The organism is Pseudomonas sp. PICF141 (assembly GCF_002286815.1).
In the GTDB taxonomy this organism is placed as follows: domain Bacteria; phylum Pseudomonadota; class Gammaproteobacteria; order Pseudomonadales; family Pseudomonadaceae; genus Aquipseudomonas.
Window position 1 is genome coordinate 1 of the sequence record NZ_MUNM01000068.1, and the last position, 21,918, is coordinate 21,918.

General features: G+C 58.2%; 21 protein-coding genes and 2 tRNA genes. 10 read left to right on the plus strand and 13 right to left on the minus strand.

Annotated features, from left to right (window positions below):
- Positions 1–2: 2 nt before the first annotated feature.
- Positions 3–78 (plus strand) — tRNA-Val (locus tag BZL43_RS19065).
- Between the two features lie 19 nt (positions 79–97).
- A tRNA-Asp gene (locus BZL43_RS19070) sits at positions 98–174 on the plus strand.
- 321 nt (positions 175–495) lie between these two features.
- On the opposite strand, the gene BZL43_RS19075 is transcribed toward BZL43_RS19070, so the two are convergent.
- Together BZL43_RS19075 and BZL43_RS19080 are read right to left on the minus strand one after the other, a co-directional pair.
- Positions 496–1,632, minus strand: a complete 1,137-nt coding sequence (locus BZL43_RS19075) for a catalase family protein (protein ID WP_095633736.1) — start codon at positions 1,630–1,632, stop codon at positions 496–498.
- A 3-nt stretch (positions 1,633–1,635) separates the two neighbouring features.
- The gene (locus BZL43_RS19080; RefSeq protein WP_095633838.1) at positions 1,636–3,468 is read right to left on the minus strand and encodes a di-heme-cytochrome C peroxidase; all 1,833 of its coding nucleotides are present in this window, start codon (positions 3,466–3,468) and stop codon (positions 1,636–1,638) included.
- 270 nt (positions 3,469–3,738) lie between these two features.
- On the opposite strand from BZL43_RS19080, the gene BZL43_RS19085 reads away from it, so the two are divergent.
- The 6 genes from BZL43_RS19085 (at position 3,739) to BZL43_RS19110 (ending at position 7,251) form a co-directional block, all read left to right on the plus strand.
- A complete protein-coding gene (locus BZL43_RS19085) occupies positions 3,739–4,452 on the plus strand; it encodes an FKBP-type peptidyl-prolyl cis-trans isomerase (protein WP_095633737.1) in 714 nt (237 codons plus the stop codon).
- Between the two features lie 294 nt (positions 4,453–4,746).
- Positions 4,747–5,202 carry a YkvA family protein gene (locus tag BZL43_RS19090; protein WP_095633738.1) on the plus strand — a complete coding sequence of 152 codons (456 nt, stop codon included), beginning with the start codon at positions 4,747–4,749 and terminating at the stop codon, positions 5,200–5,202.
- 115 nt (positions 5,203–5,317) lie between these two features.
- Positions 5,318–5,659 carry a helix-turn-helix domain-containing protein gene (locus BZL43_RS19095; protein WP_030131674.1) on the plus strand — a complete coding sequence of 114 codons (342 nt, stop codon included), beginning with the start codon at positions 5,318–5,320 and terminating at the stop codon, positions 5,657–5,659.
- A complete protein-coding gene (locus BZL43_RS19100) occupies positions 5,656–6,027 on the plus strand; it encodes a hypothetical protein (protein ID WP_007898892.1) in 372 nt (123 codons plus the stop codon). Before BZL43_RS19095 ends, BZL43_RS19100 begins: the two co-directional genes overlap by 4 nt.
- Positions 6,028–6,435, plus strand: coding sequence for an SEL1-like repeat protein (locus BZL43_RS19105; RefSeq protein ID WP_095633739.1), 408 nt, complete (start codon positions 6,028–6,030; stop codon positions 6,433–6,435). It abuts the gene before it with no gap.
- 486 nt (positions 6,436–6,921) lie between these two features.
- Positions 6,922–7,251 (plus strand): hypothetical protein, encoded by a 330-nt coding sequence (locus BZL43_RS19110; RefSeq protein ID WP_095633740.1) that lies wholly within the window; start codon positions 6,922–6,924, stop codon positions 7,249–7,251.
- Positions 7,252–7,397: 146 nt separating this feature from the next.
- Here BZL43_RS19110 and BZL43_RS19115 read toward each other — a convergent pair whose 3' ends face one another.
- Both BZL43_RS19115 and BZL43_RS19120 read right to left on the minus strand, forming a co-directional pair.
- A complete protein-coding gene (locus BZL43_RS19115) occupies positions 7,398–9,188 on the minus strand; it encodes a bifunctional diguanylate cyclase/phosphodiesterase (RefSeq protein ID WP_095633741.1) in 1,791 nt (596 codons plus the stop codon).
- 134 nt (positions 9,189–9,322) lie between these two features.
- Positions 9,323–11,404, minus strand: coding sequence for a carboxy terminal-processing peptidase (locus BZL43_RS19120; RefSeq protein ID WP_168185111.1), 2,082 nt, complete (start codon positions 11,402–11,404; stop codon positions 9,323–9,325).
- 139 nt (positions 11,405–11,543) lie between these two features.
- On the opposite strand from BZL43_RS19120, the gene BZL43_RS19125 reads away from it, so the two are divergent.
- The gene (locus tag BZL43_RS19125) at positions 11,544–12,506 is read left to right on the plus strand and encodes a zinc-binding dehydrogenase (RefSeq protein ID WP_095633743.1); all 963 of its coding nucleotides are present in this window, start codon (positions 11,544–11,546) and stop codon (positions 12,504–12,506) included.
- 113 nt (positions 12,507–12,619) lie between these two features.
- Here the strand turns inward: BZL43_RS19125 and BZL43_RS19130 are convergent, their stop codons facing one another.
- From BZL43_RS19130 to BZL43_RS19155, 6 genes are all read right to left on the minus strand, one after another.
- Positions 12,620–13,273, minus strand: a complete 654-nt coding sequence (locus BZL43_RS19130) for an HAD family phosphatase (protein WP_095633744.1) — start codon at positions 13,271–13,273, stop codon at positions 12,620–12,622.
- 112 nt (positions 13,274–13,385) lie between these two features.
- Positions 13,386–14,375: an ABC transporter ATP-binding protein gene (locus tag BZL43_RS19135; RefSeq protein WP_095633745.1), complete on the minus strand. Its 990-nt coding sequence runs from the start codon at positions 14,373–14,375 to the stop codon at positions 13,386–13,388.
- On the minus strand, positions 14,372–15,172 hold the full coding sequence (locus BZL43_RS19140) for an ABC transporter permease (RefSeq protein WP_095633746.1): 801 nt from the start codon (positions 15,170–15,172) through the stop codon (positions 14,372–14,374). Before BZL43_RS19140 ends, BZL43_RS19135 begins: the two co-directional genes overlap by 4 nt.
- Positions 15,159–15,995 carry an ABC transporter permease subunit gene (locus BZL43_RS19145; RefSeq protein WP_168185115.1) on the minus strand — a complete coding sequence of 279 codons (837 nt, stop codon included), beginning with the start codon at positions 15,993–15,995 and terminating at the stop codon, positions 15,159–15,161. Before BZL43_RS19145 ends, BZL43_RS19140 begins: the two co-directional genes overlap by 14 nt.
- A 5-nt stretch (positions 15,996–16,000) precedes the next feature.
- Positions 16,001–16,807, minus strand: a complete 807-nt coding sequence (locus BZL43_RS19150; protein WP_095633748.1) for an alkaline phosphatase family protein — start codon at positions 16,805–16,807, stop codon at positions 16,001–16,003.
- Positions 16,808–16,971: 164 nt separating this feature from the next.
- Positions 16,972–18,036, minus strand: coding sequence for an ABC transporter substrate-binding protein (locus tag BZL43_RS19155; protein ID WP_095633749.1), 1,065 nt, complete (start codon positions 18,034–18,036; stop codon positions 16,972–16,974).
- Between the two features lie 350 nt (positions 18,037–18,386).
- On the opposite strand from BZL43_RS19155, the gene BZL43_RS19160 reads away from it, so the two are divergent.
- Positions 18,387–19,100: a UTRA domain-containing protein gene (locus BZL43_RS19160; protein ID WP_095633750.1), complete on the plus strand. Its 714-nt coding sequence runs from the start codon at positions 18,387–18,389 to the stop codon at positions 19,098–19,100.
- Between the two features lie 112 nt (positions 19,101–19,212).
- Here BZL43_RS19160 and BZL43_RS28310 read toward each other — a convergent pair whose 3' ends face one another.
- From BZL43_RS28310 to BZL43_RS19170, 3 genes are all read right to left on the minus strand, one after another.
- Entirely contained in the window at positions 19,213–19,389 is a 177-nt protein-coding gene (locus tag BZL43_RS28310; RefSeq protein WP_007898847.1) for a hypothetical protein, read from the minus strand.
- Between the two features lie 208 nt (positions 19,390–19,597).
- Entirely contained in the window at positions 19,598–20,887 is a 1,290-nt protein-coding gene (locus tag BZL43_RS19165; RefSeq protein ID WP_095633751.1) for a M18 family aminopeptidase, read from the minus strand.
- A 240-nt stretch (positions 20,888–21,127) separates the two neighbouring features.
- The gene (locus BZL43_RS19170) at positions 21,128–21,763 is read right to left on the minus strand and encodes an RluA family pseudouridine synthase (RefSeq protein ID WP_095633752.1); all 636 of its coding nucleotides are present in this window, start codon (positions 21,761–21,763) and stop codon (positions 21,128–21,130) included.
- Positions 21,764–21,918 lie beyond the last annotated feature (155 nt).

The window sequence follows — 21,918 nt, forward strand, 5'->3', positions numbered from 1 at the left end:
AAGGGTGATTAGCTCAGCTGGGAGAGCGTCTGCCTTACAAGCAGAATGTCGGCGGTTCGATCCCGTCATCACCCACCACTTACTTTCAACGCTACGCGCAGCGGTAGTTCAGTCGGTTAGAATACCGGCCTGTCACGCCGGGGGTCGCGGGTTCGAGTCCCGTCCGCTGCGCCATATTCGGTATCTGGAACGCTGAACGCCAGATCACCACAGAAAGCCCGCTTAATGCGGGCTTTTTGCTGTCTGGGATTTGGCTTTGTGCTGACCTTTCACTGAAAAGCGATCTGTTCGGTCATGCCAGTTTTTCCATCATGCCTTACGCCTCAGGCCTCACGCCTTGTAGCAGCTGCCGAAGGCTGCGTTCGGCTGCGTAGCAGTCGTAAAGCAGACCTCGGTGTGTCAGGCAGACTTCGTCAGCCGATTTCACGACTGCTTCGCAGCCGAACGCAGGCTTCGCCAGCTGCTACAGATCTCATTCCGGCTTAAGTGTCTTGTTCATTGTTCGGCATTGCGACTGTGCCGATAGTCGCTGACGGCCTCATACACCGCTTTGCGCAACCGGTTGATCCCGCCAATCGGCCTATGGGCTTCAAGGCCGAACCATGGATTGAACGACAGGTTGTCGCATTGCAGGTTCAGCGCCGGCGTGTCGAAATCCTGAGCAGGCAGTTTGATCCGGGCTACGGTTTCATAGGGCGCGTCGCTTTCGCTCCATTCGATACTGGTATCTTCAATGGGCATGTACTTGCCCGCATCCTGACGCTGGATCTGTAAGACGAAACACGCTGGCACCCGATCGGTCGATAACTGCTGGTTCAGCGCACTGCGCAGAAAGTTTGGCAAGTTTTGATTTTGTGTGGGTAGCGCGTAGGCCGGGCAGCTATCGGGATCCGGCATCACACGGAATTTAGCGTTGGCATCACCGAACTTGTACGGCGAAACCGAAAAGTAAGTGGTCTGCGTCGGGCTTGTCGGGGCAGGGGAGAGCGTCGCCAGCGCAATGAACAGATGGCGAACCTGCCACGTGCGTGGGTCCCAGCCCGGGAAGAACGCCATCGCCTTTTTGCCATCAGCTTGAGCGGCCACATTCTGACGATACTCAGCGACATCGCTGACAAAGAAATTCGGATGGTTGAACATCACGAAGTCCTGTTCGCTGCGCCCTTGTCGGTCACTCAGCAACTGTTTGCCAGGCACATCAAGCAGTTTGATCGCCATGCCCCGAGCATCGCGGATGCTATCGAACTGCGGATACGCATTGCCGTTGGACAGCCGGATCGTCGCTTGCCAGGTTTTGCCCGGTTCGCTGAACACGCCTTGGCGTAACTCAGCCGTCAAATCCGACAGCACCTGTACCTCGGCCTTCACGCAGCCATGGGCCTTGGCATGGGCATCGCGCAGGTAACGGGTGCTTTCACGGTGTTGATCGACGATACGCACGGCCGTCTGGATGATGTCCTGGGTCATTGCTGCTTCGCCGTCCGGAATCAGTTCTTCAGCCGATACCGGGCCGCGATGCTGCCAGGCAGACCAGGCCATGATCAGCGCCCAGCCGAGCAGGCCCAGACCCAACAACCACAGCAGGGTTTTGCCCAGGAAGGCGCCCAGGCGCAACCAGAGAGTGATCAGCATGGGTCAATCCTTTTGACTGAGGCGGCGATCGGGCAACTGCGACTCCATCGGGCCGCCCAACACTTTCAGGTATTCCAGCAGCGCCCAGCGTTCCTCCGGCTGCAGCAGGCGACCAATGACGCCATTGCCGCGATCACCTGCGCGGAACTCGTGGCCGGTGTTGTGATTACCGGTAATGCGCGTGTCGAATACAAAACCGTTGGTGAAGGCTTCGGTGCGATAGCCCAGATGTTTAGGGTCATATTCGAAAGTGCCCTTGTAGAACGTGGTAGCGCGTTCACTTTGTGGCGAGAGCAATTGATAAAGGCTGGGTACCGAACCGTTGTGCAGGAATGGCGGCGTGGCCCAGACGCCCGCCAAAGGTCGGGCTTTGTAGCTACGCAACTCCTGCACGCCGATCGGCAGGCCGAATCCATCCAGGTCCGGGCGCTCTGCGGGTGTCACATTGGCTGCGCGGTAGGCCTGGTTGCCCACGAAAGCAGTGACGTAAGCCAGTCCCTTGGCCACGGACAATTGGCTCATATCCAAGGGTTCTGTGGGTTTGGGATGCAGTTGTACGTCCAGTTGCGCAAGCTCCGCCGGGTCCCACTGTAAAGCCGTCAAATCGAAGCGGTGATCGGCAATGTTGTTGGCGGCGCCGGGGTCTGTGCCGATGACCTCCACAGGCAGCAACTTCAAATGTTGCACGGGTCTGCCGTCGCTTTGGGTCACACGGGGGACATGACATCCTGCGCAGTTTTCAGCGAACAGTTCGCGGCCTTTTGCGGCCAGGGGCATGTCAATGTGGCCCAACAGGGCTTCCGGCCAGACGGGCGGTTTGAGTCGCTGCAAGGTTTGCTCGATCCGATGCAGATCGCGCACCCGGACGCTGGAGGGGTAGCGGTCGTCGCCCTTGAGCGGCTGTCCGCTGCTGTCGAAGAAATTCAGCGTGGCGCCCACACCCAGGGCCTCACCGATATTACGGGCCATCGGTTGCTGCGCCGAACCGTTCCACTGCACCCAGTCGAAGGTCCACATGTCCCACAGTTGCGGGTAGTCCACCGGAGCGTTGGCCACCCGGTAGTTGGCGGGTGAAATCGCGTCGCCAAAGCTGGCGTTGGCAATACGCCCGAAAGCATCGGTGCGGCCCGGGCCTTCTTCAGTGGGATAGAGGCCGCGATGGGTGTCGTTCCAGGCCACTTTCAAGAAAGTATCGAGTGAAACTTTGAAATCCTGGCGCAGTTGTTGATGCCGTGCCTCGTAGTCCTGACCCAAAACGTTGCGGGCGAAACGTTCGAATTTCCAGGGGTTGTAGTAAGTCGAGGCGAGACTGGCCACCAGTGCCTGACCGAAACTGCCACCCCGAAGGGTCGGGACACTGGAGGGCAATACATGCTGGGCCGAGCCGCCATCGATGCGCACAGCCTGGCCATTGAAGCGTAGTTCGCCGGTATGGCAGGCGGCGCATGTGATGTCCAGGAATTCGTCCTGGCTGCCGGGGTTTTGATGACGGGCAAAACCGACGGGCAAGTTACCGGGATTGCTCGACGTGGCTTTCTGGCTCGGGTCGATCAGAAAACCAAAGCGTGCCAGGTATTCAGGAGCGGCGAATCGTTCTTGTGAGAAGGGCAATTCCAGGGCGTTGAACCAGTCATAGCGCAAGCCTTTGACCTGGGTACCCTGAGGGGTGAAGTAGTAAGCCTGTCGGTCGGCGGCACTCCATTGCTCCAGGTAATTTACCTGTTGCGCGGGTGACCAGGCTGGCAATTTCGGGTTGGCGACGTAATACAGCACGACGGCGAGGCCCAGCCCCAGCAAGACTGCGATCAGAATCAGCAAGCGGAATATGAGGCGCACGATAAACATCCTTGTCAGTTTGTTAGCTCCCTTATGCCTCAGCTCACGAAGTGCGGCAAGAGGCCATTACGCCAGAGTCTGTGGGAACCGGCGCTTGAGTCCGTAAGAGCGAAATGACAGAAGCTTCATCCTTCTATAGCTAAAATGCGTTTAAACACCTGAACTTATCAGACGTTTCCTGCTCTCATGCCGGTAGCCATTGGTCGTGGCGGCCTGATAAGCTCGCGGCTTTACTCGATTGCCCTTTAGGCGCATGAACAAGGAAATAGCATGAAACAGCATCGGTTGGCGGCGGCGGTGGCCCTGGTTGGCCTGGTACTTGCGGGTTGTGATTCGCAGACCAGCGTAGAGCTGAAAACCCCGGCGCAAAAAGCTTCCTACGGTATCGGCCTGAACATGGGCAAAAGCCTGGCTCAGGAAGGCATGGATGACCTGGATTCCAAAGCGGTAGCCCAGGGCATCGAAGATGCCGTCGGCAAGAAAGAACAGAAGCTGAAAGATGAAGAGCTGGTTGAAGCCTTCGCTGCATTGCAAAAGCGTGCTGAAGAGCGTTTGGCCAAGATGAGCGAAGAGTCGGCAGCCGCTGGCAAGAAATTCCTCGAAGAGAACGGCAAGAAAGCGGGTGTCACCACCACAGCTTCCGGCCTGCAATACGAAGTGATCAAAAAAGCCGATGGCGCTCAGCCTAAGCCGACTGACGTAGTGACTGTTCACTACACCGGTAAGCTGACCAATGGCACCGTTTTCGACAGTTCCGTCGAGCGCGGCAGCCCGATCGATCTGCCGGTCAGCGGTGTGATTCCGGGTTGGGTCGAAGGCCTGCAACTGATGCACGTTGGCGAGAAGTACAAATTGTACATCCCTAGCGAACTGGCTTACGGCGCTCAAAGCCCAAGCCCGGCGATTCCAGCCAACTCGGTGCTGGTATTCGACCTGGAGCTGCTGGCCATCAAGGATCCAGCCAAACAAGACGCCCCTCAGTAATTCGCGTCTGCTTTACAAACAACGCCTCGCTTATGCGGGGCGTTGTTGCATCTGGCGTTCAGTGGAGGTAAACAAAGCGAACGGATGCGGTACGCTGAAGTCATAGCCAGTGAGAGCGCTCGAGCTAGACGGGCCAGAACGCCAAGTCAATGAAATCTTGGGTTTTTTTATGTGAGTAAAAAACGCCCGATCTGAGTCAGGCCCTTATGAAACGGGGCTTTCAGCGTAGAAATGCAGCTCTGTTCACAAGGTTATCCACAATTTGTGTGGATAACATTTCAGTGGGAGTAATAAATGAAAACGCCCTGGAATTTTGCTCGTTTCCTGCCTCTGGCTGGACGCCTGCTCGCCCGTGGTCGTTTGCCGACCCTGCTGTTCGCGGTTGCCAGCAAAGGTGCCAGTCAGGGCAATCGTCTGGGCAAGCTCAAAGACGATCTGCGCCTGTTGCAGGCTCTTTGCCTGGCTTACTGGCGTGGCGAATACCGGGCCATCAGCCCGAAAGCACTGGTTTCAGTGGTGGCCGGCCTGATGTATTTCCTGAGCCCCGTCGATGCGATCCCGGATTTACTTCCCATGTTTGGCATGCTCGACGACATTGCCGTGCTGGCCTGGTTGATGAAAGTCCTTGATGACGAGCTCAATGCCTTCCGCGCCTGGCGCAAACGTCAGCCGCCGGAGAAGCTCGCGGTCGTCGAACGCTTGCCTGATACCTCTGAACAATTACAGCTGCAGGGACCGAAAAAAAACTGAGTCCATTCAGAATCCTCCACATATTCATACCGCCCCGCGACCTTGGTCGCTGTTAGGATTACACTTCTAAGGAAAAGCGCCGACTCGCTAAGTGTCGTTGTCCTACGGGGTGGTCATGGATATTCAGATAATTACACGCGAAGGCGAGCCCGAATATGCGGTTCTGCCATGGGCTCAGTATCAGGCTCTACTGAAAGCAGCAGGCATCAAGCAACAACCACCGCGTGACGCCACAGTGCCTCCCGCGGCGGCACCAGACCAGATTCTTCCGGGTCTGGATCAACTACGCAATTTGCGCGAAGGGAAGGGCATCGCCATTGAGGCGCTCGCCCGCACGGTAGGCATCAGCCCGTCATATCTCGCCTTGATCGAAAGCGGAGAGCGTCAACCTGACGCTGCTATTCGCCGCAGCCTCGCCTGGGAATTGACGGTGCCAGGATGGAGGGATGAATCGTGAGCGTACGCATCAGTCGTCAACATTGGGATGGATTGTTGGGGGAGCTGGATCAGGCGCGTCGTCAGCGCCATCTTTTGACTTATCGGGCGTTGCTGGAGCGTTTGCAGCTCCCCACGCCAGCCATGCAAACTTTGACCGCAGCCCTTGAGCATTTGGCCGCGCTGGATGCCAGAGCCGAGCAGCCGTTGCGCAGCTCGTTGGTGATCAGCCAGGGCGCCAGCCGCTTGCCGCGCACCGGCTTCTTTGAATGTGTCGAGCGACTCGGGCGCTTCTCCGGACCGTCCGATGGCGTGGCTGCCGCATCCTGGCATGCCTCGGAAGTGGTGCGAGTGTTCGAATACGAGTACCCCGAATCGGCGGAAGCCTGAGTGTTTTTACGACTCAAGGCGCGGGCTGGTTACTGGCTGGCCCGCCGGTTGTTCCACTGGTCGTGGTTTGTGCGTCAACCGCGAGGCTGGAGCTGGCTCGAGGGCCAGTTTGCGCGTATGGCGAACCTGGGTGATGTCGGCGCCCAGAGCTTCTATGGCCACATTCTGACCTTTCGCGGCGTCGGTCTTTGGGCACGCGAGGAAGGTGTGCGATTACTGCGCCTGGCGGCGTTGGCGGGGGATGGCAAGGCGGCCTATCAGGTGGGCGTGATCTGCCTGGCCGGCACGCCGAGCAAGGCGCCGGATCCGGTGGAAGCGGCTCGCTGGTGGGAAATGGCGGCGAAGGCCGGGCATCCGTTGGCTGAACTCAAGTTGAAAGAGCTGGCGTCTCGTGGTGCTGCGGATTAAGCAATCAAGTGTCTGACAAATGAACGTGGCGAGGGGGGAAACCTACCGCCACGTTTGCGTTTCTGCCTGCTCGTAGATGGCGTAGCCACTAAAAGAATCGCCCTACATCAACATCATCCTTTCCCGACTTCTTTCCTGATTGATCCCCCGCAAAGTCTCGCGCGTTTATTGCCGTGTAGATCCATCGGAGATTTCCTTCAAGTTGTAGCGGATTGCATGAACTGGTGCGCGATGCGCTCCATCGATAGTCTTGGGGGTGTCACTGCAAATTCAGTGACAGGGCGTGGAAGCCCTTCTATCGTTAGGCGCATCAAGCGCCACCAGTGCGGCGTTTTTTATCGTCTGTGTTTTATGGTGGCTGTGCGCGGGGCGCTTTCGAGTGCGCCAGGTGCCTAACGTCCTGGTCTTCCACACCTGCGTACAGCCGCCACCTATTGCGTGGAAGTGATTTCTGGCGGCTCCAATCCATACGTTAGGAGCCAAACAATGACAGCAATTACCCCTGATCCACCCTACGAAAAACCAATTCCCCATCCCAAAAACCGCTTTATGGCGCTCACCAGCAATTGCAGTGACATGCCTACCCTGTTCGTCGATACCCATGCGCCGCTCGATGTTTTGTATGACGCTGCCGGCTATCGAATTCGTGCCGTCACCCAGGTGCTTGAGAACCTGTCCATGCGCGGCTCAGTCGAGTGTGATTCGATGATTCTCAGCGACTTTGCCTTGCTCTGTGCCATTCCATTGCGCGATGGGTGTGATGTGCTGGATGTGATTGGGCGGCGGTTGCGGGCTCGGCCTTCGGGCGATGTCTAGTGACGGATTAGTCTTGGAAATTTGTGGTGCCTGAGCGGGTCTCTTCGCGGGCAAGCCTCGCTCCTACGGGTTTTGTGTCGTTTGTAGATATGCGAACGACACAAAACCCGTAGGAGCGAGGCTTGCCCGCGAAGGCGTCAGATCAATCAGCGATGCCCAATGAGCAGTTCTTCTTCAGGTCCGGACACCGCCAGGCTATCAATCACATGCACGCTGTACCCTGGCACATTCTTCGCGTGATGCTTGGCTTGCGATGCCATCTCTGCCAATCGACTCGCATCGAGCCGTGCACAGGCTTGTGGTTGTAAATGCACCACACCGATGGACAGTGACAGCAGGGCAAATTCCTGTTTTACGCCCTGGCGGTTGGGGGCGATGAAGCAGCCGGCTTCCAGGTGTTCACTGCGGTAGAAGCGTCGGCATTGGCTGTGGAAGTCGTCCAGCAGTTGGTTCAGGCGTTTGCGCCAGTCTTCCGGGCCGAGTACCAGCAGGAAGTCGTCGCCGCCGATATGGCCGACGAAGTCGCGGGAAGGGTCGACGCGGTCGTTCAGGCATTGCGCCAGGCACAGTAGGACTTCATCCCCGCGACCGTAGCCGTAGATGTCGTTGAAGGGTTTGAAGCTGTCGATGTCGACGTAGCAGATCACCGATTCCCGTTCCTGTTGCAGCAGCCGTGTCAGGCATTGCTGGATGGGTACGTTGCCCGGTAGCAGGGTCAGCGGGTTGGCGTAGCGGGCTTGCTGGATTTTCAGTTCGGTAATCAGCTTGAGCACGTCGATTACCCGGCCCAGCCCCAAGTAGCCACCGTTGAGGGTGATGATGAAGTCTTCTTCGATGCGCTGGCGGGCGCGGCTGGTGATCAAGCGGCTGACCTGTTGCAGCGACTGGCTCAATTCCACAGCGAGGAAATCGTCGCTCATCAAACGGCTGATGGGCTTGCGGGCGAACAGGTCGGTGGCGAAGGGCTTGAGCAGGGCATCCGAGAGCGAATGACGGTGGACGATGCCACAGGGCTGGCCCTGTTTGTCGAGCACCGCCAGGGAGTTGAGGTTGGCCTGGCGGCGGAAGGCTTCCAGAACGGTGGCGGTCGGGGTGTCGCTGGTCACCGCTGGTTGGTCGTTGAGCAGGGCGCTGAGGTCGCTGACTTCCTCGCTCAGTATCGTGGCGACGCTGTTGGGTTTGGGCATCAAGGTCTGGGCATCGCGGGGCGGCTGCTCCTGGGGCCGGCAAAGCAGATAACCCTGGACCAGATCGACACCCATTTCGGTCAGCACGGCGAGTTCTTCCCGCAATTCGATGCCTTCAGCGATCACTTTTGCCCGGGAAGCCTTGGCGATCTGCAAGATTGAGCCAACGAATTCACGCTTGAGCGCGTCCTGATGAATGCCGTCGATAAAATGCCGATCGATTTTGACGTAGTCCGGGCGCAACTCAGACCAGAGTCGCAAGCTCGAATAACCGGCACCCAGATCATCCAGTGCAATGGAAAAGCCCATTGCCCGATAGTGATGCAGGGCGTTTTGCAGCAACTGGAAATCGTCGGTCGGGGTCTGTTCGGTGAGTTCGATGACCACCTGGCTCGGTGGGATGCCGAAATCCTGCAGCAGTTGCAGGGTGCGCCCAGGTTGGTGGGCGGCTTCGAGCAGGGATTCCGGGGATACGTTGAGGAAGAGTTTGCCGGGCAGTTGCTGCTCATTGAAACGACGGCAAGCATTTTGACGGCAAGCGATCTCCAGTTCGCTGAGACGACCGGCCTGGCGGGCTACCGCGAACAGGGCGACGGGGGAGTGCAGCGGACTGTTGGAAGGGCCGCGGCTGAGGGCTTCGTAACCGACGATACGTCGTTCAGAGAGGGAAATGATCGGCTGGAACAGGCTGTGCAAACCGCTTTGAGTCAATATCGAACTCAAGGCACTCAGCTGTTCGGTCGTGGTCATGGCGTTCTCTGGCGATAAAAAAAGGACCGGGTGCAAGCTGCACCCAGTCCTTTATTTCACGACAGAATGATGTCTGTTTGATGACGCTCCGGGGAGCGTCAGCATTAAATTGCCATCATCCTGACTGTAGCCACTTAGTGCTTGGCAACAGCGGTGTTGAGTTTCAAGTAATCCAGCAGAATCCGCCCGGTCTCGCTCAGATAAGCATCGTCTTCTGGCTTGGTTTTGTCCGGCTCGCCCGCGAGGGCATCTTCGTCTTCTTTCTTCAGCTCTTTGAGGGGTTCTTCGCCCTTGGCCTTGCGACGCAGGTTTTCCATGGCCAGTTGCTTGGCTTCGATATCGGCATGTTGTGCGCGACGCTCGGCTTCATTGAGGCTGACGGTTTTTTCGCTCATCAACTTCTGCGCCAGGGCCAGTTTGTCGCGGATATACACAAACTCCGCGTCCTTGGCTGTACGCATGTCATGCTCGGACTTGAGCTGCGTGATGTACGGTTTGAACGGGTCAAGCGCAGGCTTGATGGCCGCACGGATGGTGTCCCACGGCATGGCTTCCGGCAGGGCGCTTTCGCCGATTTCCTTGGTGTCGATGATCGACGGGTAATCGATGTCCGGCAGCACGCCCTGATGCTGGGTGCTTTGGCCGGAAACCCGGTAGAACTTGGCCAGGGTCAGTTTCAGTTCGCCATGGTTCAGCGGCTGAATGGTCTGCACGGTGCCTTTGCCGAAGGTCTGGCCGCCGATGACCAGCGCGCGGTGGTAGTCCTGCATGGCGCCGGCGAAAATCTCCGAAGCCGAGGCAGACAAACGGTTGACCAGCAACACCATCGGGCCTTTGTAGAACGCGCCCGGGTTTTCATCTTCCAGCACATCGACCCGGCCGTCGGCGTTCCGCACCAGTACGGTCGGACCTTTGTCGATGAACAGGCTGGTCAGCTCGGTGGCTTCCTGCAAGGAACCGCCGCCGTTGTTGCGCAGGTCGATGACCACGCCGTCGACCTTGTCTTTCTGCAACTCGGTCAGCAACTTCTTCACGTCGCGAGTGGTGCTCTTGTAGTCCGGATCGCCAGCACGGAAAGCCTTGAAGTCCAGGTAAAAGGCCGGGATCTCGATGACGCCGAGTTTGTAGTCCTTGCCATCCTGCTTGAGGTTGAGGACTGACTTTTTCACCGCCTGATCTTCGAGCTTCACCGCTTCGCGGGTAATCGGCACGATCTTGGTGGTCTGGTCGTTTGGCGCATTGCTGGCCGGAATCACTTCCAGGCGCACCACGGTGCCTTTGGGGCCACGAATCAGCTTGACCACTTCATCCAGGCGCCAGCCGACTACGTCGACCATTTCCTTGTTGCCTTGAGCCACGCCGATGATCTTGTCGGCCGGTGCAACCTGTTTGGTCTTGTCAGCCGGGCCGGCAGGTACCAGGCGCACGACTTTCACTTGATCGTTATCGCTCTGCAACACAGCGCCGATGCCCTCCAGGGACAGGCTCATGTTGATGTCGAAGTTTTCCGCGTTATCCGGCGACAGATAGTTGGTGTGCGGGTCGTAGGACATGGCGAAGGTGTTGATGTACGCCTGGAAGATGTCTTCCGCACGGGTCTGGTCCAGACGCGACAGCTGATTCTTGTATCGCTTGGTCAGGGTTTCCTGAATCTGCTTCGGCTCTTTGCCGGAGATCTTCATCCGCAGCACTTCGTCTTTGACGCGTTTGCGCCATAGATCGTCCAGCTCGGCGGTGGTCTTGAGCCAAGGGGCGTCCTTGCGATCGACCAGCAAGGTTTCCCTGGCGGTGAAGTCGATCTTGTCGACGCCCTTGTTCAGTTCGGCAAGGGCAAAGTCCAGACGCGCCTTGACGCGGTCCAGGTAGCGCTTGTAGATGGTGAACCCGGCGTTCAGGTCGCCGCTTTTGAGGTAGTCGTCAAACTGGGTTTTCCATTTGTCGAATTCGGCAATATCGCTGGCCATGAAATAACTGCGCGATGGATCCAGCAGCTTGATATAGCTGTCGTAGATGATCACGGAGCGCGCATCGTCGAGCGGTGGTTTGCTGTAATGGTGACGCTTGAGCAATTCGACGACGTTCAGACTGGCGATTACTTCGTCACGATCGGGCTGAAGCTTGTCCCAGCTGTTGGCTGCGAACGAATGGCTCGACATCGGCAAAAGACCGAGACCAATGACAAGAGCTAGGGCGGTGCTGGGGAGCAGATGCTTCATGCTGATTCGACGCGGGGACAATTGATAACGCATATTAGGCCGTCTTTGAAGTCGCCGGATCCACAAGGACCGGTCGCATAATGCAAAAAGCCCGGTGCTACAAGCTTCGGGCTCAGTCCAGACTCACTATGGAGGCACTGTGAAAGCATTGCAAGGCGTTGAGGGGCGAGTGGAGTGGGTTGAAGAGCCGAGTCCTACGTGCGATGTAGGACAAGTTCGCATTCGCGTGGCGGCAGCAGGACTTAATCGCGCCGATTTGTTACAGAAGGCGGGACTATATCCGCCCCCGCCGGGGGCCAGTCAAGTACTGGGTCTTGAGTGTTCGGGGGTGATCAGCGAGGTCGGTCCGGGCGCTTCCTGGAAGGTTGGCGATCGGGTTTGCGCCTTGCTGGCCGGGGGTGGGATGGCCGAAGAGGTAGTTGTCGACGGACGGCACGTGTTGCCGGTTCCCGACGGTTTGTCCCTGGCCGAGGCGGCGGCATTGCCGGAAGTGTATGCGACCGTTTGGCTGAATTTGTTTCAATTGGCTGCGCTCAAACCGGGTGAGAAAGTTCTCCTGCACGCCGGGGCCAGTGGAATCGGTTCAGCTGCCATTCAGCTGTGCAAGGCGTTTGGTAATCCGTGCTGGGTCAGCGTCGGTTCTGCCGAGCGTCTGGCCTATTGTGAAGCGTTGGGCGCGCAGGGCGGAGTGGTGCGCAACGGCGATCTGGACAGCTTGAATGATCTTGCGCCGTTCGACGTGATCCTCGATCCGGTGGGTGGCAGTTACGCGGCGTTGAATCTCAAGCTGCTGGCTCGCGATGGTCGTTGGGTGCTGATCGGTTTGATGGGCGGTCGTGAAGCGCAGCTGGATCTGGCGCAGGTACTGGCCAAGCGGTTGCATCTGCTGGGCTCGACCTTGCGCAACCGCGACGAGCAGTTCAAGGCCGATTTGTTCAGCGATCTTGGCCAGCATGTCTGGCCGCTGTTTGCCGAAGGGCGTTTGAGCCCGCAACTGGCCAGGACCTTTGCGATCAAGGATGCCGAAGCGGCGTTTGCGGAACTGGCGACCAATAAGGTGTCGGGCAAGTTGGTGCTGTTGATCGACGAAAGCCTGACCTGACATCGGGTTGGCAGCCAAAAGATCGCAGCCTCGCTTCGCTCGACAGCTCCTACAAATGGATTGTTTACACCTGTAGGAGCTGTCGAGCGAAGCGAGGCTGCGATCTTTTGCTTTTACTTCCAGATATGGATCGGCCAGCCGGCCTTTTCGGCGTGCTCGAGCAGCACCGGATCCGGATTCACCACATGCGGAAAGTCCACCTTCAGCAGCAGCGGCAAATCGTTGCGTGAGTCGGAATAGAAGCTCGCGCCTTCCAGGTTTTCCTCTTCGGCATCCAGCCATTCCAGCAATCGGGCGATCTTGCCTTCGCGGTAAGTCAGGGTGCCAACAGTGTTGCCGCTGTACACCCCATGCTGCAGTTCCAGCTCGATGCCGAGAATCTCGTCGATGCCCAACCGGTCGGCAATCGGCTTGACCAGATGCGTACCCGAGGCCGAGATCACCAGGATCCGGTCGCCAGCCTTGCGGTGGGCGGCGATGGCTTTGGTGGCGTCGCTGAAGATGATCGGTTCGATGAAGTCCTCTACCCAAGGCCCCACCAGATGCTCGAGTTCTTCCGGCGTGCGACCGATCATCGGTTCGAGGCTGAAGGTCATGTATTCCTCCATGCGCAACTTGCCGTGACTGTAAGCGTCCATCAGTTCGTTGTTCCGACGCATGAACGACTCGGGATCGACCCAGCCCAGGCGACCCATTTGCTCGCTCCAGAGGGTGGCGCAGTCGCCGTGGATCAGGGTTTCGTCCAGATCAAAAATTGCCAGGGCCATCGGGTTCTCTCTGAGAACAGCTGCAAGCTTCAAGCTTCAAGCTGCAAGAAGTGGATTTTGGTGATCAGCAGTCTACAACTTGAAGCTTATGGCTTGTAGCTTGCCGCTGCTTTCAAGCGACCTCCCGCAGGGCCTTCGGATCGATGGAAAGCGCCAGGCGTTGACCATCGGGATGCAAATCGGCCGCCGAGCGGTTCAGCACATCCACCACCAATTCCACGCCCCGGGCCTCGACCCGGTAGCGAATCACGTTGCCCAACAGGCTGTGGCTGCGGATCTGCGCGTCGAGTTCACCGTTGAGGCTCAGCTCGATGGCTTCCGGGCGAATGGCGAGGCGATGGGTGATCGGTCGTTGCAGCAATTTGCTGGCGCTTTCGGCGTCCAGCAGGTTGTAGTTGCCGATGAAGCCGGCGGCAAACACATCGACTGGCGCGGTGTAGAGGGTTTCGGCATCGCCGCTCTGTACGATCTTTCCCTCGTTCATCAGGAAGATTCGGTCAGACATGGTCAGGGCTTCTTCCTGATCGTGAGTGACGAAGATCGTGGTCAGGCCCAGTTCGCGCTGGATCTGGCGGATCTGTTCGCGCAGGTGCTTGCGAATCCGCGCATCGAGTGCCGACAGCGGTTCATCCAGCAACAACAACCGGGGTCGGGTCACCAACGAGCGAGCGAGGGCAACACGCTGGCACTGGCCGCCGGACAATTGATGTGGGTAACGCGCGGCGAAGTCTTTGAGCTCCACAAGTTGCAATACTTCGGCAACGCGCTTGTGGCTATCGTCGGTGTTGACCTTTTGCATGCGCAAGCCGAAGGCGACGTTTTGTTCCACGGTCATGTTCGGGAACAGCGCGTAACTCTGGAACACCATGCCGATTCCGCGTTTTTGCGGGCTCAGCGGGACGAGGTCCTGATCTTCCAGCAGGATCTTGCCGCCGTCCACCGAGGTCAGGCCGGCGATGCAACGCAGCAAGGTGGACTTGCCGCAACCGGACGGGCCGAGAAGCGTGACGAATTCACCTTTCTTGATTTCGCAGTTGATGTCGCTGAATACCGTGGTTCCAGAATAATTTTTCTGAAGGTGTCGGACGCTGACATAGCTCATTCGCTTTTGTCCTTGTTCAAGATATTGGCCGCCCAGGTCAGAACCAGCACAAAGAAGAAGTAGGAAATCACCACCGCACTGGTGAAATGGCCGCTGCTGTTACGCATGTTGTTGAGGTAGACCTGCAGGGTTTCGTAACGGGTGCCGACGAGAATGTTGGCGAACACGAACTCGCCGAACAGGAACGAGAACGACAGCAGCAACGCCACCATCAGACCCTTGCGCAGGTTCGGCATCACCACCAGGAATGCCGCTTGCCACGTGCTGGCGCCGAGCAGTTGCGCGGCGTCCATCAGGTCCCGCAGGTTGATTGCTTGCAGGTTATTGGTGATCGCCCGATACATGAACGGCAACGCCACGGTGAAGTAGCAACCGATCAGAATCCAAGGCGTACCGACCATCGCGATCGGCCCCGAGCCATAGAGCTGCAATAATCCCACCGACGACACCACCGGCGGCACCGCGAAGGGCAGCAGGATCAGAATGTTCATCAAGGCATCGAGTTTCGGGAAGTGGTAATGCACAACAAACAACAGCGGCAGAATCAGCACCACCGACAGAATCAACGAGCCGACACAGACCAGCAAGGACTGCCCGAACGCATCAAGAAAGCGCGGATCGCTCCACAGCTGGAGGTACCACTTGACGGTAAAACCGCTGGGCATGATCGTCGCGGACCAACTGCTGGAAATCGAGTAGATCAATGTCCCAAGCAGCGGCAGCAGCAGAATGGCAAACAGCAAATACACCACGACGCGGTGGTAAATACCGACGGGGCCCAGTTCAACGCGAGACATGGTAGCTCCTCTTCAACAGCAGCTGATGCACGATAGTCACCAGGGTCATCAACGTCACCAGCACCACGGCCAAGGCACTGGCCAGGTTCGGGTCCAGGGAAATGTCGCCGGAGACCATCGCCGCGATACGAATCGGCAATACGTTGAAGTTGCCTGTGGTCAGGGCGTAGACAGTGGCGTAGGCGCCGAGGGCGTTGGCCAGCAGGATGACGAAAGTACCGAGTAGCGCCGGGGTCAATACCGGCAAACCGATATGCCGCCAGAACTGCCAGCCATTGGCGCCGAGCAATTGCGCGGACTCGCGCCAGTCTTCGCGTAAGGCGTCGAAAGCCGGGTAGAGCAGCAGCACGCCCAAGGGAATCTGAAAGTAGGTGTAGAGAATGATCAGACCGGTTTTCGAGTACAGGTTGAAATCCTGAATGATCCCGGCCTGTTTGAGCATGATGGTGATGCTACCGTTGAACCCCAGCAAAATGATGAACGCGAAGGCCAGGGGTACGCCGGCGAAGTTGCTGGTCATGTTGGCGAAGGCGTTGACGAAGTTGCGCAGTTTCGAGTCGACCCGGCGCAAGGAGTAGGCGCCGAGTACGGCGATGATGATGCCGAACACGCTGGACCAGAAACTGATCTCGAGGCTGTGCTGAATGGCCTGCAAATAGAATTTCGAGTTGAAGATTTTGCTGAAGTTGGCCAGGCCCCAGCCGAATTCTTCCGATTCCAGGCTATTGATCATCACCCAGAGCAGCGGGGCGATCTGGAATATGAAGAAGAAAATCGCGAAGGGCACCAGGCACAGGGCGGCCAGCCATTTACCGCGGGTCATGGCGTTCAATTGAGCAGCTCCCGGCACACAGGTTTGTCGTGGGGCACGCCCAGCAGTTCACAGACGGTGCCACAGATTTCGGTCTGTTTCGGTGCGGCTTTTTGGTTGAGGCTGAAGGCATCTCCGAGGACGAACAGCGGCACTTCACGTTCTTCGGGCAGCAAGCCGTTGTGCGAGCGGTCGTTGTTCATGCCGTGGTCAGCCGTCACCATCACCTGATAACCGGCGTCGAGCCAGCCTTGCAGATAGTCGGCCAGAATGATGTCTGCCGAGCGGGCGCTGTTGCGATATTGCGGGGTATCGAGGCCGTGCTTGTGCCCGGCGTCGTCGATGTTCATGGGGTGGATCAATAAAAAATCTGGTGCATGGCGCAGGCGCAGGTTTTCCGCGTCGGCAAACAGGTGCGAGTCGGGGTAGTGATCGTTCCAGTAGAAGTGACCGTGCTGGATTGGCAGTTTGGGGTCGTCGGTGTGCCGATCCCGGGCGGCGACGAACGGCGAACGGTTATACAACTCGCTGACCCAGTGATACGCCGCAGCCGCGGTTTTCAGGCCGGCGTCGGTGGCGTAATGGTAGATGCTGCGCTGGGTGGACAGGCGCGAGACGTTGTTGTGAACGATACCGCTATCGATCGGCGTAACGCCGGTCAGGATGCATTCATAAAGCGGTCGGGACAGGGCCGGCAGCTCGCACTCCAGTTTGTAGAGTGCCGCGCGTCCTGCGCCAACGTAAGCCTGCAGATGCCCCATGGCGTGGCGCGCGACTTCGTAATTGAGGCCGTCGAGCACGACAAGGATGACGTTGTGTTTCATAGGGGCTGGGACTCCGCAAATATCGTCAAACCTGTAGGAGCGAGGCTTGCCCGCGAAGAGGGACTGACATTCAACATTGATGTTGGCTGACAGTCCGCCTTCGCGGGCAAGCCTCGCTCCTACAATCTGATCTCCATCAGATCCCCCGAATGGGATCTACCGTGTTACGGCATATTGATAATGACTTCTTCCTGCCACTTCTGCGGCAGCGACTTGGAGGTCTTTTCCCAGGCATCGGCGTCTTTGATCGGCGTGACCTTTTTGTACTGCTCGTTAGGCAGCAGTTTGGCCTTGACCTCTTGCGGCAATTTCAGATGCTCGGCGCGGATCGGACGGGCGTTGCCTTTCGCCAGATTGATTTGGCCGGCGTCGCTGAAGATGTATTCGCGAGTCAGCTTGGCGGCGTTCGGATGCTTCGCGTATTTGTTGATGATGGTGGTGTAACCGGAAATCACCGAGCCGTCGGATGGAATCAGCACGGTGTAGTCATCCGGATTCGCCATCTTGGCCTTGTAGCTCAGACCGTTGAAGTCCCAGACCACACCGACTTCGATTTCACCCTTTTCCATGGTGGCGATCGTCGGGTTGGCCATGGACAGGCGGCCTTGCTTGGCGATGTCGGCGAACAGCAACAGGGCTGGCTGAATGTTTTTTTCGTCACCACCGTTGGCGAGGGCGGCGGCCAGTACACCGTTGGCCGCCTGGGCCGCAGTGCTCACGTCACCGATAGAGACTTTGTACTTGCCAGTCTTGAGGTCGGCCCATTTGGTCGGTGCTTCAGAACCGTGCAGCAGTTTTTTGTTGATGATGAAGGCGATGCTGCCGGTATAGGCCAGTGCCCAGTTACCGTCCTTGTCCTTGGCCCAGTCCGGAATCTGTTCCCAGGTGGTGGGTTTGTAAGGTTGCACGACACCTTGCTTGACCGCGATCGGGCCGAACGCGGCACCGACGTCGCCGATGTCCGCCGTGGCGTTGTCTTTTTCGGCAGCGAACTTGGCGATTTCCTGGGCCGAGCTCATGTCGGTATCGATGTGTTTCAGGCCATATATTCTGGCCAGGTCTTCCCAGGTGCCTTTCCAGTTGGCCCAGTCATCGGGCATGCCGACGCTGTTGACTTCGCCTTCCGCTTTCGCAGCGGCTTCGAGGGTTTTCAGATCATCCGCCGCCATGGCGGCGGTGCACAGGGCAATGGTCGAGCCTAACAGTGATGCCAGGAAAAACTGTTTCATCCGAAGCTCCTTTGGGCGTTTTCAACGCTGCGATTGCGGTTATGTTGGTCTAGGTCAGCAATACCTGAGCCAATTTAGGCAGGCTGGATGACATTTTGATGTCGACAACCGGTCAGCCCGAATTTTCTGTGCTCGGATACGCGGCGTGCGAGATAAGCGTAGACCATGGCTAAAGAGCTGATATGAAAGGGACTTGGTCATAAAATTGCAGGTGTCTGGCGCAACCGTTCGGCGGCTTTGTCATCTGTCAGTCATGTGCAGTGCCTAGGCTTGCAGGCAGTTGAAGGAACCGATTTGAATCACGGTTCTGCCCTGAATCAGTGCTGGTCTAGTCCAGATAGGTAACGTTGATGCGCATCGAGACCACCAAAGCGGTGACCGCCATCGGGCAGGTTCTGCAGGAACAGCTCGACCATGGTCTGTTGGCGCCCGGGAGCAAACTGCCGGCAGAGCGCAAGCTCAGTGAGTTATTCGGTACCACGCGGATCACCGTGCGGGAGGCGTTACTGCAACTGGAGGCCCAGGGCCAGATCTACCGCGAGGAACGACGCGGCTGGTTCGTGTCGCCACCAAGGCTGGCTTACAACCTGATGCAGCGCAGCCACTTTCACGCGATGGTCAGTGCACAGGGGCGAGTGCCGTCCACCGAGGTGATTTCGGCCCGTTTGCAACCAGCGTCGGCGGCAGTGTGTGCCTGGTTACAATTGCCGGCGTTGTCGAGCGTGATCCAGATCTGCCGCTCGCGACGGATTGACGGGCGACTGGTGCTGTATGTGGAGCACTACCTCAACCCGCAATATTTTCCGGGGATTCTGGACTTCGATCTGAATCAGTCAATCACTGAACTGTATGCGCGGCATTACGACTTGCATTACGGGCGGGTGCGTTTCGAGATTGTGCCGACGGCCTTGTCGGTGGACGCCGCGGCGGCTTTACGGGTGTCGGTAGGCAGCCCGGGATTGCGGATTGCCCGGGTCAATTACGATCAGCACGAACGACTGATCGATTGTGACCTGGAGTTCTGGCGCCATGATGCGATTCATGTCGGGGTGGATGTGGTTTAGATCGCACATTCAACGGCACAGCCACTGCAACTGTGCAGACTGTACGCGAGCGAACACGGTCAACCCTGGATGAACCCATCAGCCAACATCAATGCGAGCCAGGCGCGAGGATTTATTCGTTGAGTTTGGCGAGGATCTTGTAGATCACAGTGGCGAGGATCATCAGCATGCCAACCCACATCGCGAACACACCGGCGTTCTTGTCGCGAAAGTTGAAGCCGATGGCCAGCATGATCATCCCGGAAAGAATCGGGATCAGCATGGCGTGGAACGAAGACAACGAGATCATGGTGACAGCCTTGTCGGAGAGGGTACTGCAAGTCTAGGCGGCTTTCGGACGAGCGGAGGTGATGCGTGTGTAGGAGCTGCCGAAGGCTGCGATCTTTTGATCTTTTTCAGCGCATGTGAAGACGCCAAAAGATCAAAATCAAAAGATCGCAGCCTTCGGCAGCTCCTACAGGGGGGCGTTCATCCTGTAAGGAGCTGATCTTTGAGGGCTAGGGCAATTCGCGGCAGGCGTAAAACGCGCTCAGCACTTTGACCAGATGCGCCAGGTCATGGCTGCCGCACAGCTCACGGATCGAGTGCATGGCGAACGTCGGCAAACCGATGTCCACGGTGCGCACGCCCAAGTGGCTGGCGGTGATCGGGCCGATGGTCGAGCCGCAGCCCATGTCGCTACGCACCACGAAGCTCTGCACCGGTACTTCTTCGGCCATGCACAAATGGCGGAAGAACCCGGCGGTTTCGCTGTTGGTGGCGTAGCGCTGGTTGCTGTTGACCTTGATCACCGGGCCGGCGTTGAGTTTCGGGCCGTGGTTGGCATCGTGCTTGTCCGCATAGTTGGGGTGCACGCCGTGGGCGTTGTCGGCCGAAACCAGCAGGGATTTCTGAATGGTCCGTACGAACTCATCTCCTTCGGGCAACAGACGACGCAGGGTTTGCTCAAGCATTGGACCGTCGGCGCCGCAGGCCGAGCAAGAACCGACTTCTTCATGATCGTTGCAGACCAGCACGCAGGTTTCATCGGTTTCGGCCGTCAGCAAAGCTTGCAGGCCGGCGTAGCACGACAGCAAGTTATCGAGGCGCGCCCCCGCAATGAAATCACCATGCAGGCCAATGACCGCTGCGCTTTGGGTGTCGTAGAAGCTCAGCTCATAATCGAGCACCACGTCAGCGTTCAGGCCGTGTTCGCGGGCCAGTTGGTCAGTGAGCACGGCGCGGAAATCCACGCGCTCGTCACCGGCGAATTGCGCGAGGATCGGCGGCAGTTCGGTCTGGGCATTGATCGCCCAGCCCATATTGGCTTCACGGTTGAGATGAATGGCCAGGTTGGGAATGATCGCGACCGGTGCCTTGAAGTCGATCAACTGGCTCTCGACCTTGCCGTCGCGGCGGAAGGTTACGCGACCGGCCAAAGACAGGTCACGGTCGAACCACGGTGCCAGCAGTGCGCCGCCATAGACTTCGACACCCAGTTGCCAGAAGCCCTGGCGTTGCAGTTCTGGCTGGGGTTTGACCCGCAGGCACGGGCTGTCAGTGTGCGCGCCGACCAGGCGGATGCCGCCGTGCAAGGGCGAATGACGGCCCATTTTGAATGCGACGATCGAAGAGTCGTTACGGGTGACGTAGTAACGACCATGGGCTTCGGTGGTCCATGGCTCGCGCTCGTCCAGGCGCATGAAACCGGCCGCTTCCAGACGCTGAACAAGACTGGCGGTGGCATGGAACGGGGTAGGGGAGGCCTTGAGGAAGTCGATCAGGCCTTGGTTCAACTCTTCGCGCATAAGTAGCTCCAGACAGCAGTGGCGCCAGTTTAACGTATTGAAAGCGCAAAGTGCGGTGGGCCTGTTCTTGGTGGCGTATGAGCTTAATGTGGCGAGGGAGCTTGCTGTGGCGAGGGGGCTTGCCCCCGTTCGGCTGCGAAGCAGTCGTAAATCCTGCAGATGCGGTTTAGCTGGTTTCAGGAGTGCTTCGCACTCCAACGGGGGCAAGCCCCCTCGCCACAAAAGCACGCTCATTGACTGTTAAAACGGTGCGGGGCACTCGAAGCGCAGGCGTTCGCCCGTCTGGGGATGAGTGAAACTGAGCATACTGGCGTGCAAACAAAGTCGTGGCCAGGCAGCCAAGGCTTGCTCATGGGCATAGAGCCCGTCACCCAATAGCGGGTGGCCGATGGAAAGCATGTGCACCCGCAACTGGTGAGAGCGGCCGGTGATCGGCGTCAGTTCGACGCGGCACCAGTCGCCACAACGCTCCAGCACCCGCCAGAAAGTCAAGGCATGCTTGCCAAGCTCGTGGTCCACCACATGGCGTGGCTTGGTCGGTGGGTCGTAGCGCAGGGGCAGGTCGATGCTGCCGCTGTCCAGTTCCGGTTGTCCCCAGCACAGGGCGGTGTAGGCCTTTTCGGTTTCGCGGTCGTGAAATTGCCGAGACAGCTCGCGATGCGTGTCCGGGTCACGGGCCAACAGAATGATACCGGACGTTTCCCAGTCCAGCCGATGGACGATTCGCGCTTCCGGGTAGCCGTTTTCTTGCAGGCGGGTAATCAGGCAATCCTTGTTGTCATCGGCCCGGCCGGGGACGGAGAGCAACAGGGTCGGTTTGTCCACCACCAGTACGGCGGCGTCCTGATGAATGATGCGGATGTTGGACAACGGCATTAAAACAGCCTCGTAACAAACGCCAACGGCGGCTCAGGCCCACGTCCCTGTAGGAGCGACCTGTGGCGAGGGGGCTTGCCCCCGTTGGGCTGCGAAGCAGCCCCAAAACTTCCGGTGTACCGAAGGTCCTGTGAGTGCTGCGCACTCAAACGGGG

Bases quoted from the DNA above. Each gene is read 5' to 3' on its own strand.
- BZL43_RS19075 (WP_095633736.1), bottom strand. From the start codon at position 1,632: ATGCTGATCACTCTCTGGTTGCGCCTGGGCGCCTTCCTGGGCAAAACC.
- BZL43_RS19085 (WP_095633737.1), top strand. From the start codon at position 3,739: ATGAAACAGCATCGGTTGGCGGCGGCGGTGGCCCTGGTTGGCCTGGTA.
- BZL43_RS19090 (WP_095633738.1), top strand. From the start codon at position 4,747: ATGAAAACGCCCTGGAATTTTGCTCGTTTCCTGCCTCTGGCTGGACGC.
- BZL43_RS19095 (WP_030131674.1), top strand. From the start codon at position 5,318: ATGGATATTCAGATAATTACACGCGAAGGCGAGCCCGAATATGCGGTT.
- BZL43_RS19110 (WP_095633740.1), top strand. From the start codon at position 6,922: ATGACAGCAATTACCCCTGATCCACCCTACGAAAAACCAATTCCCCAT.
- BZL43_RS19115 (WP_095633741.1), bottom strand. From the start codon at position 9,188: ATGACCACGACCGAACAGCTGAGTGCCTTGAGTTCGATATTGACTCAA.
- BZL43_RS19120 (WP_168185111.1), bottom strand. From the start codon at position 11,404: ATGAAGCATCTGCTCCCCAGCACCGCCCTAGCTCTTGTCATTGGTCTC.
- BZL43_RS19130 (WP_095633744.1), bottom strand. From the start codon at position 13,273: ATGGCCCTGGCAATTTTTGATCTGGACGAAACCCTGATCCACGGCGAC.
- BZL43_RS19135 (WP_095633745.1), bottom strand. From the start codon at position 14,375: ATGAGCTATGTCAGCGTCCGACACCTTCAGAAAAATTATTCTGGAACC.
- BZL43_RS19140 (WP_095633746.1), bottom strand. From the start codon at position 15,172: ATGTCTCGCGTTGAACTGGGCCCCGTCGGTATTTACCACCGCGTCGTG.
- BZL43_RS19145 (WP_168185115.1), bottom strand. From the start codon at position 15,995: ATGACCCGCGGTAAATGGCTGGCCGCCCTGTGCCTGGTGCCCTTCGCG.
- BZL43_RS19150 (WP_095633748.1), bottom strand. From the start codon at position 16,807: ATGAAACACAACGTCATCCTTGTCGTGCTCGACGGCCTCAATTACGAA.
- BZL43_RS19155 (WP_095633749.1), bottom strand. From the start codon at position 18,036: ATGAAACAGTTTTTCCTGGCATCACTGTTAGGCTCGACCATTGCCCTG.
- BZL43_RS19160 (WP_095633750.1), top strand. From the start codon at position 18,387: ATGCGCATCGAGACCACCAAAGCGGTGACCGCCATCGGGCAGGTTCTG.
- BZL43_RS28310 (WP_007898847.1), bottom strand. From the start codon at position 19,389: ATGATCTCGTTGTCTTCGTTCCACGCCATGCTGATCCCGATTCTTTCC.
- BZL43_RS19165 (WP_095633751.1), bottom strand. From the start codon at position 20,887: ATGCGCGAAGAGTTGAACCAAGGCCTGATCGACTTCCTCAAGGCCTCC.
- BZL43_RS19170 (WP_095633752.1), bottom strand. From the start codon at position 21,763: ATGCCGTTGTCCAACATCCGCATCATTCATCAGGACGCCGCCGTACTG.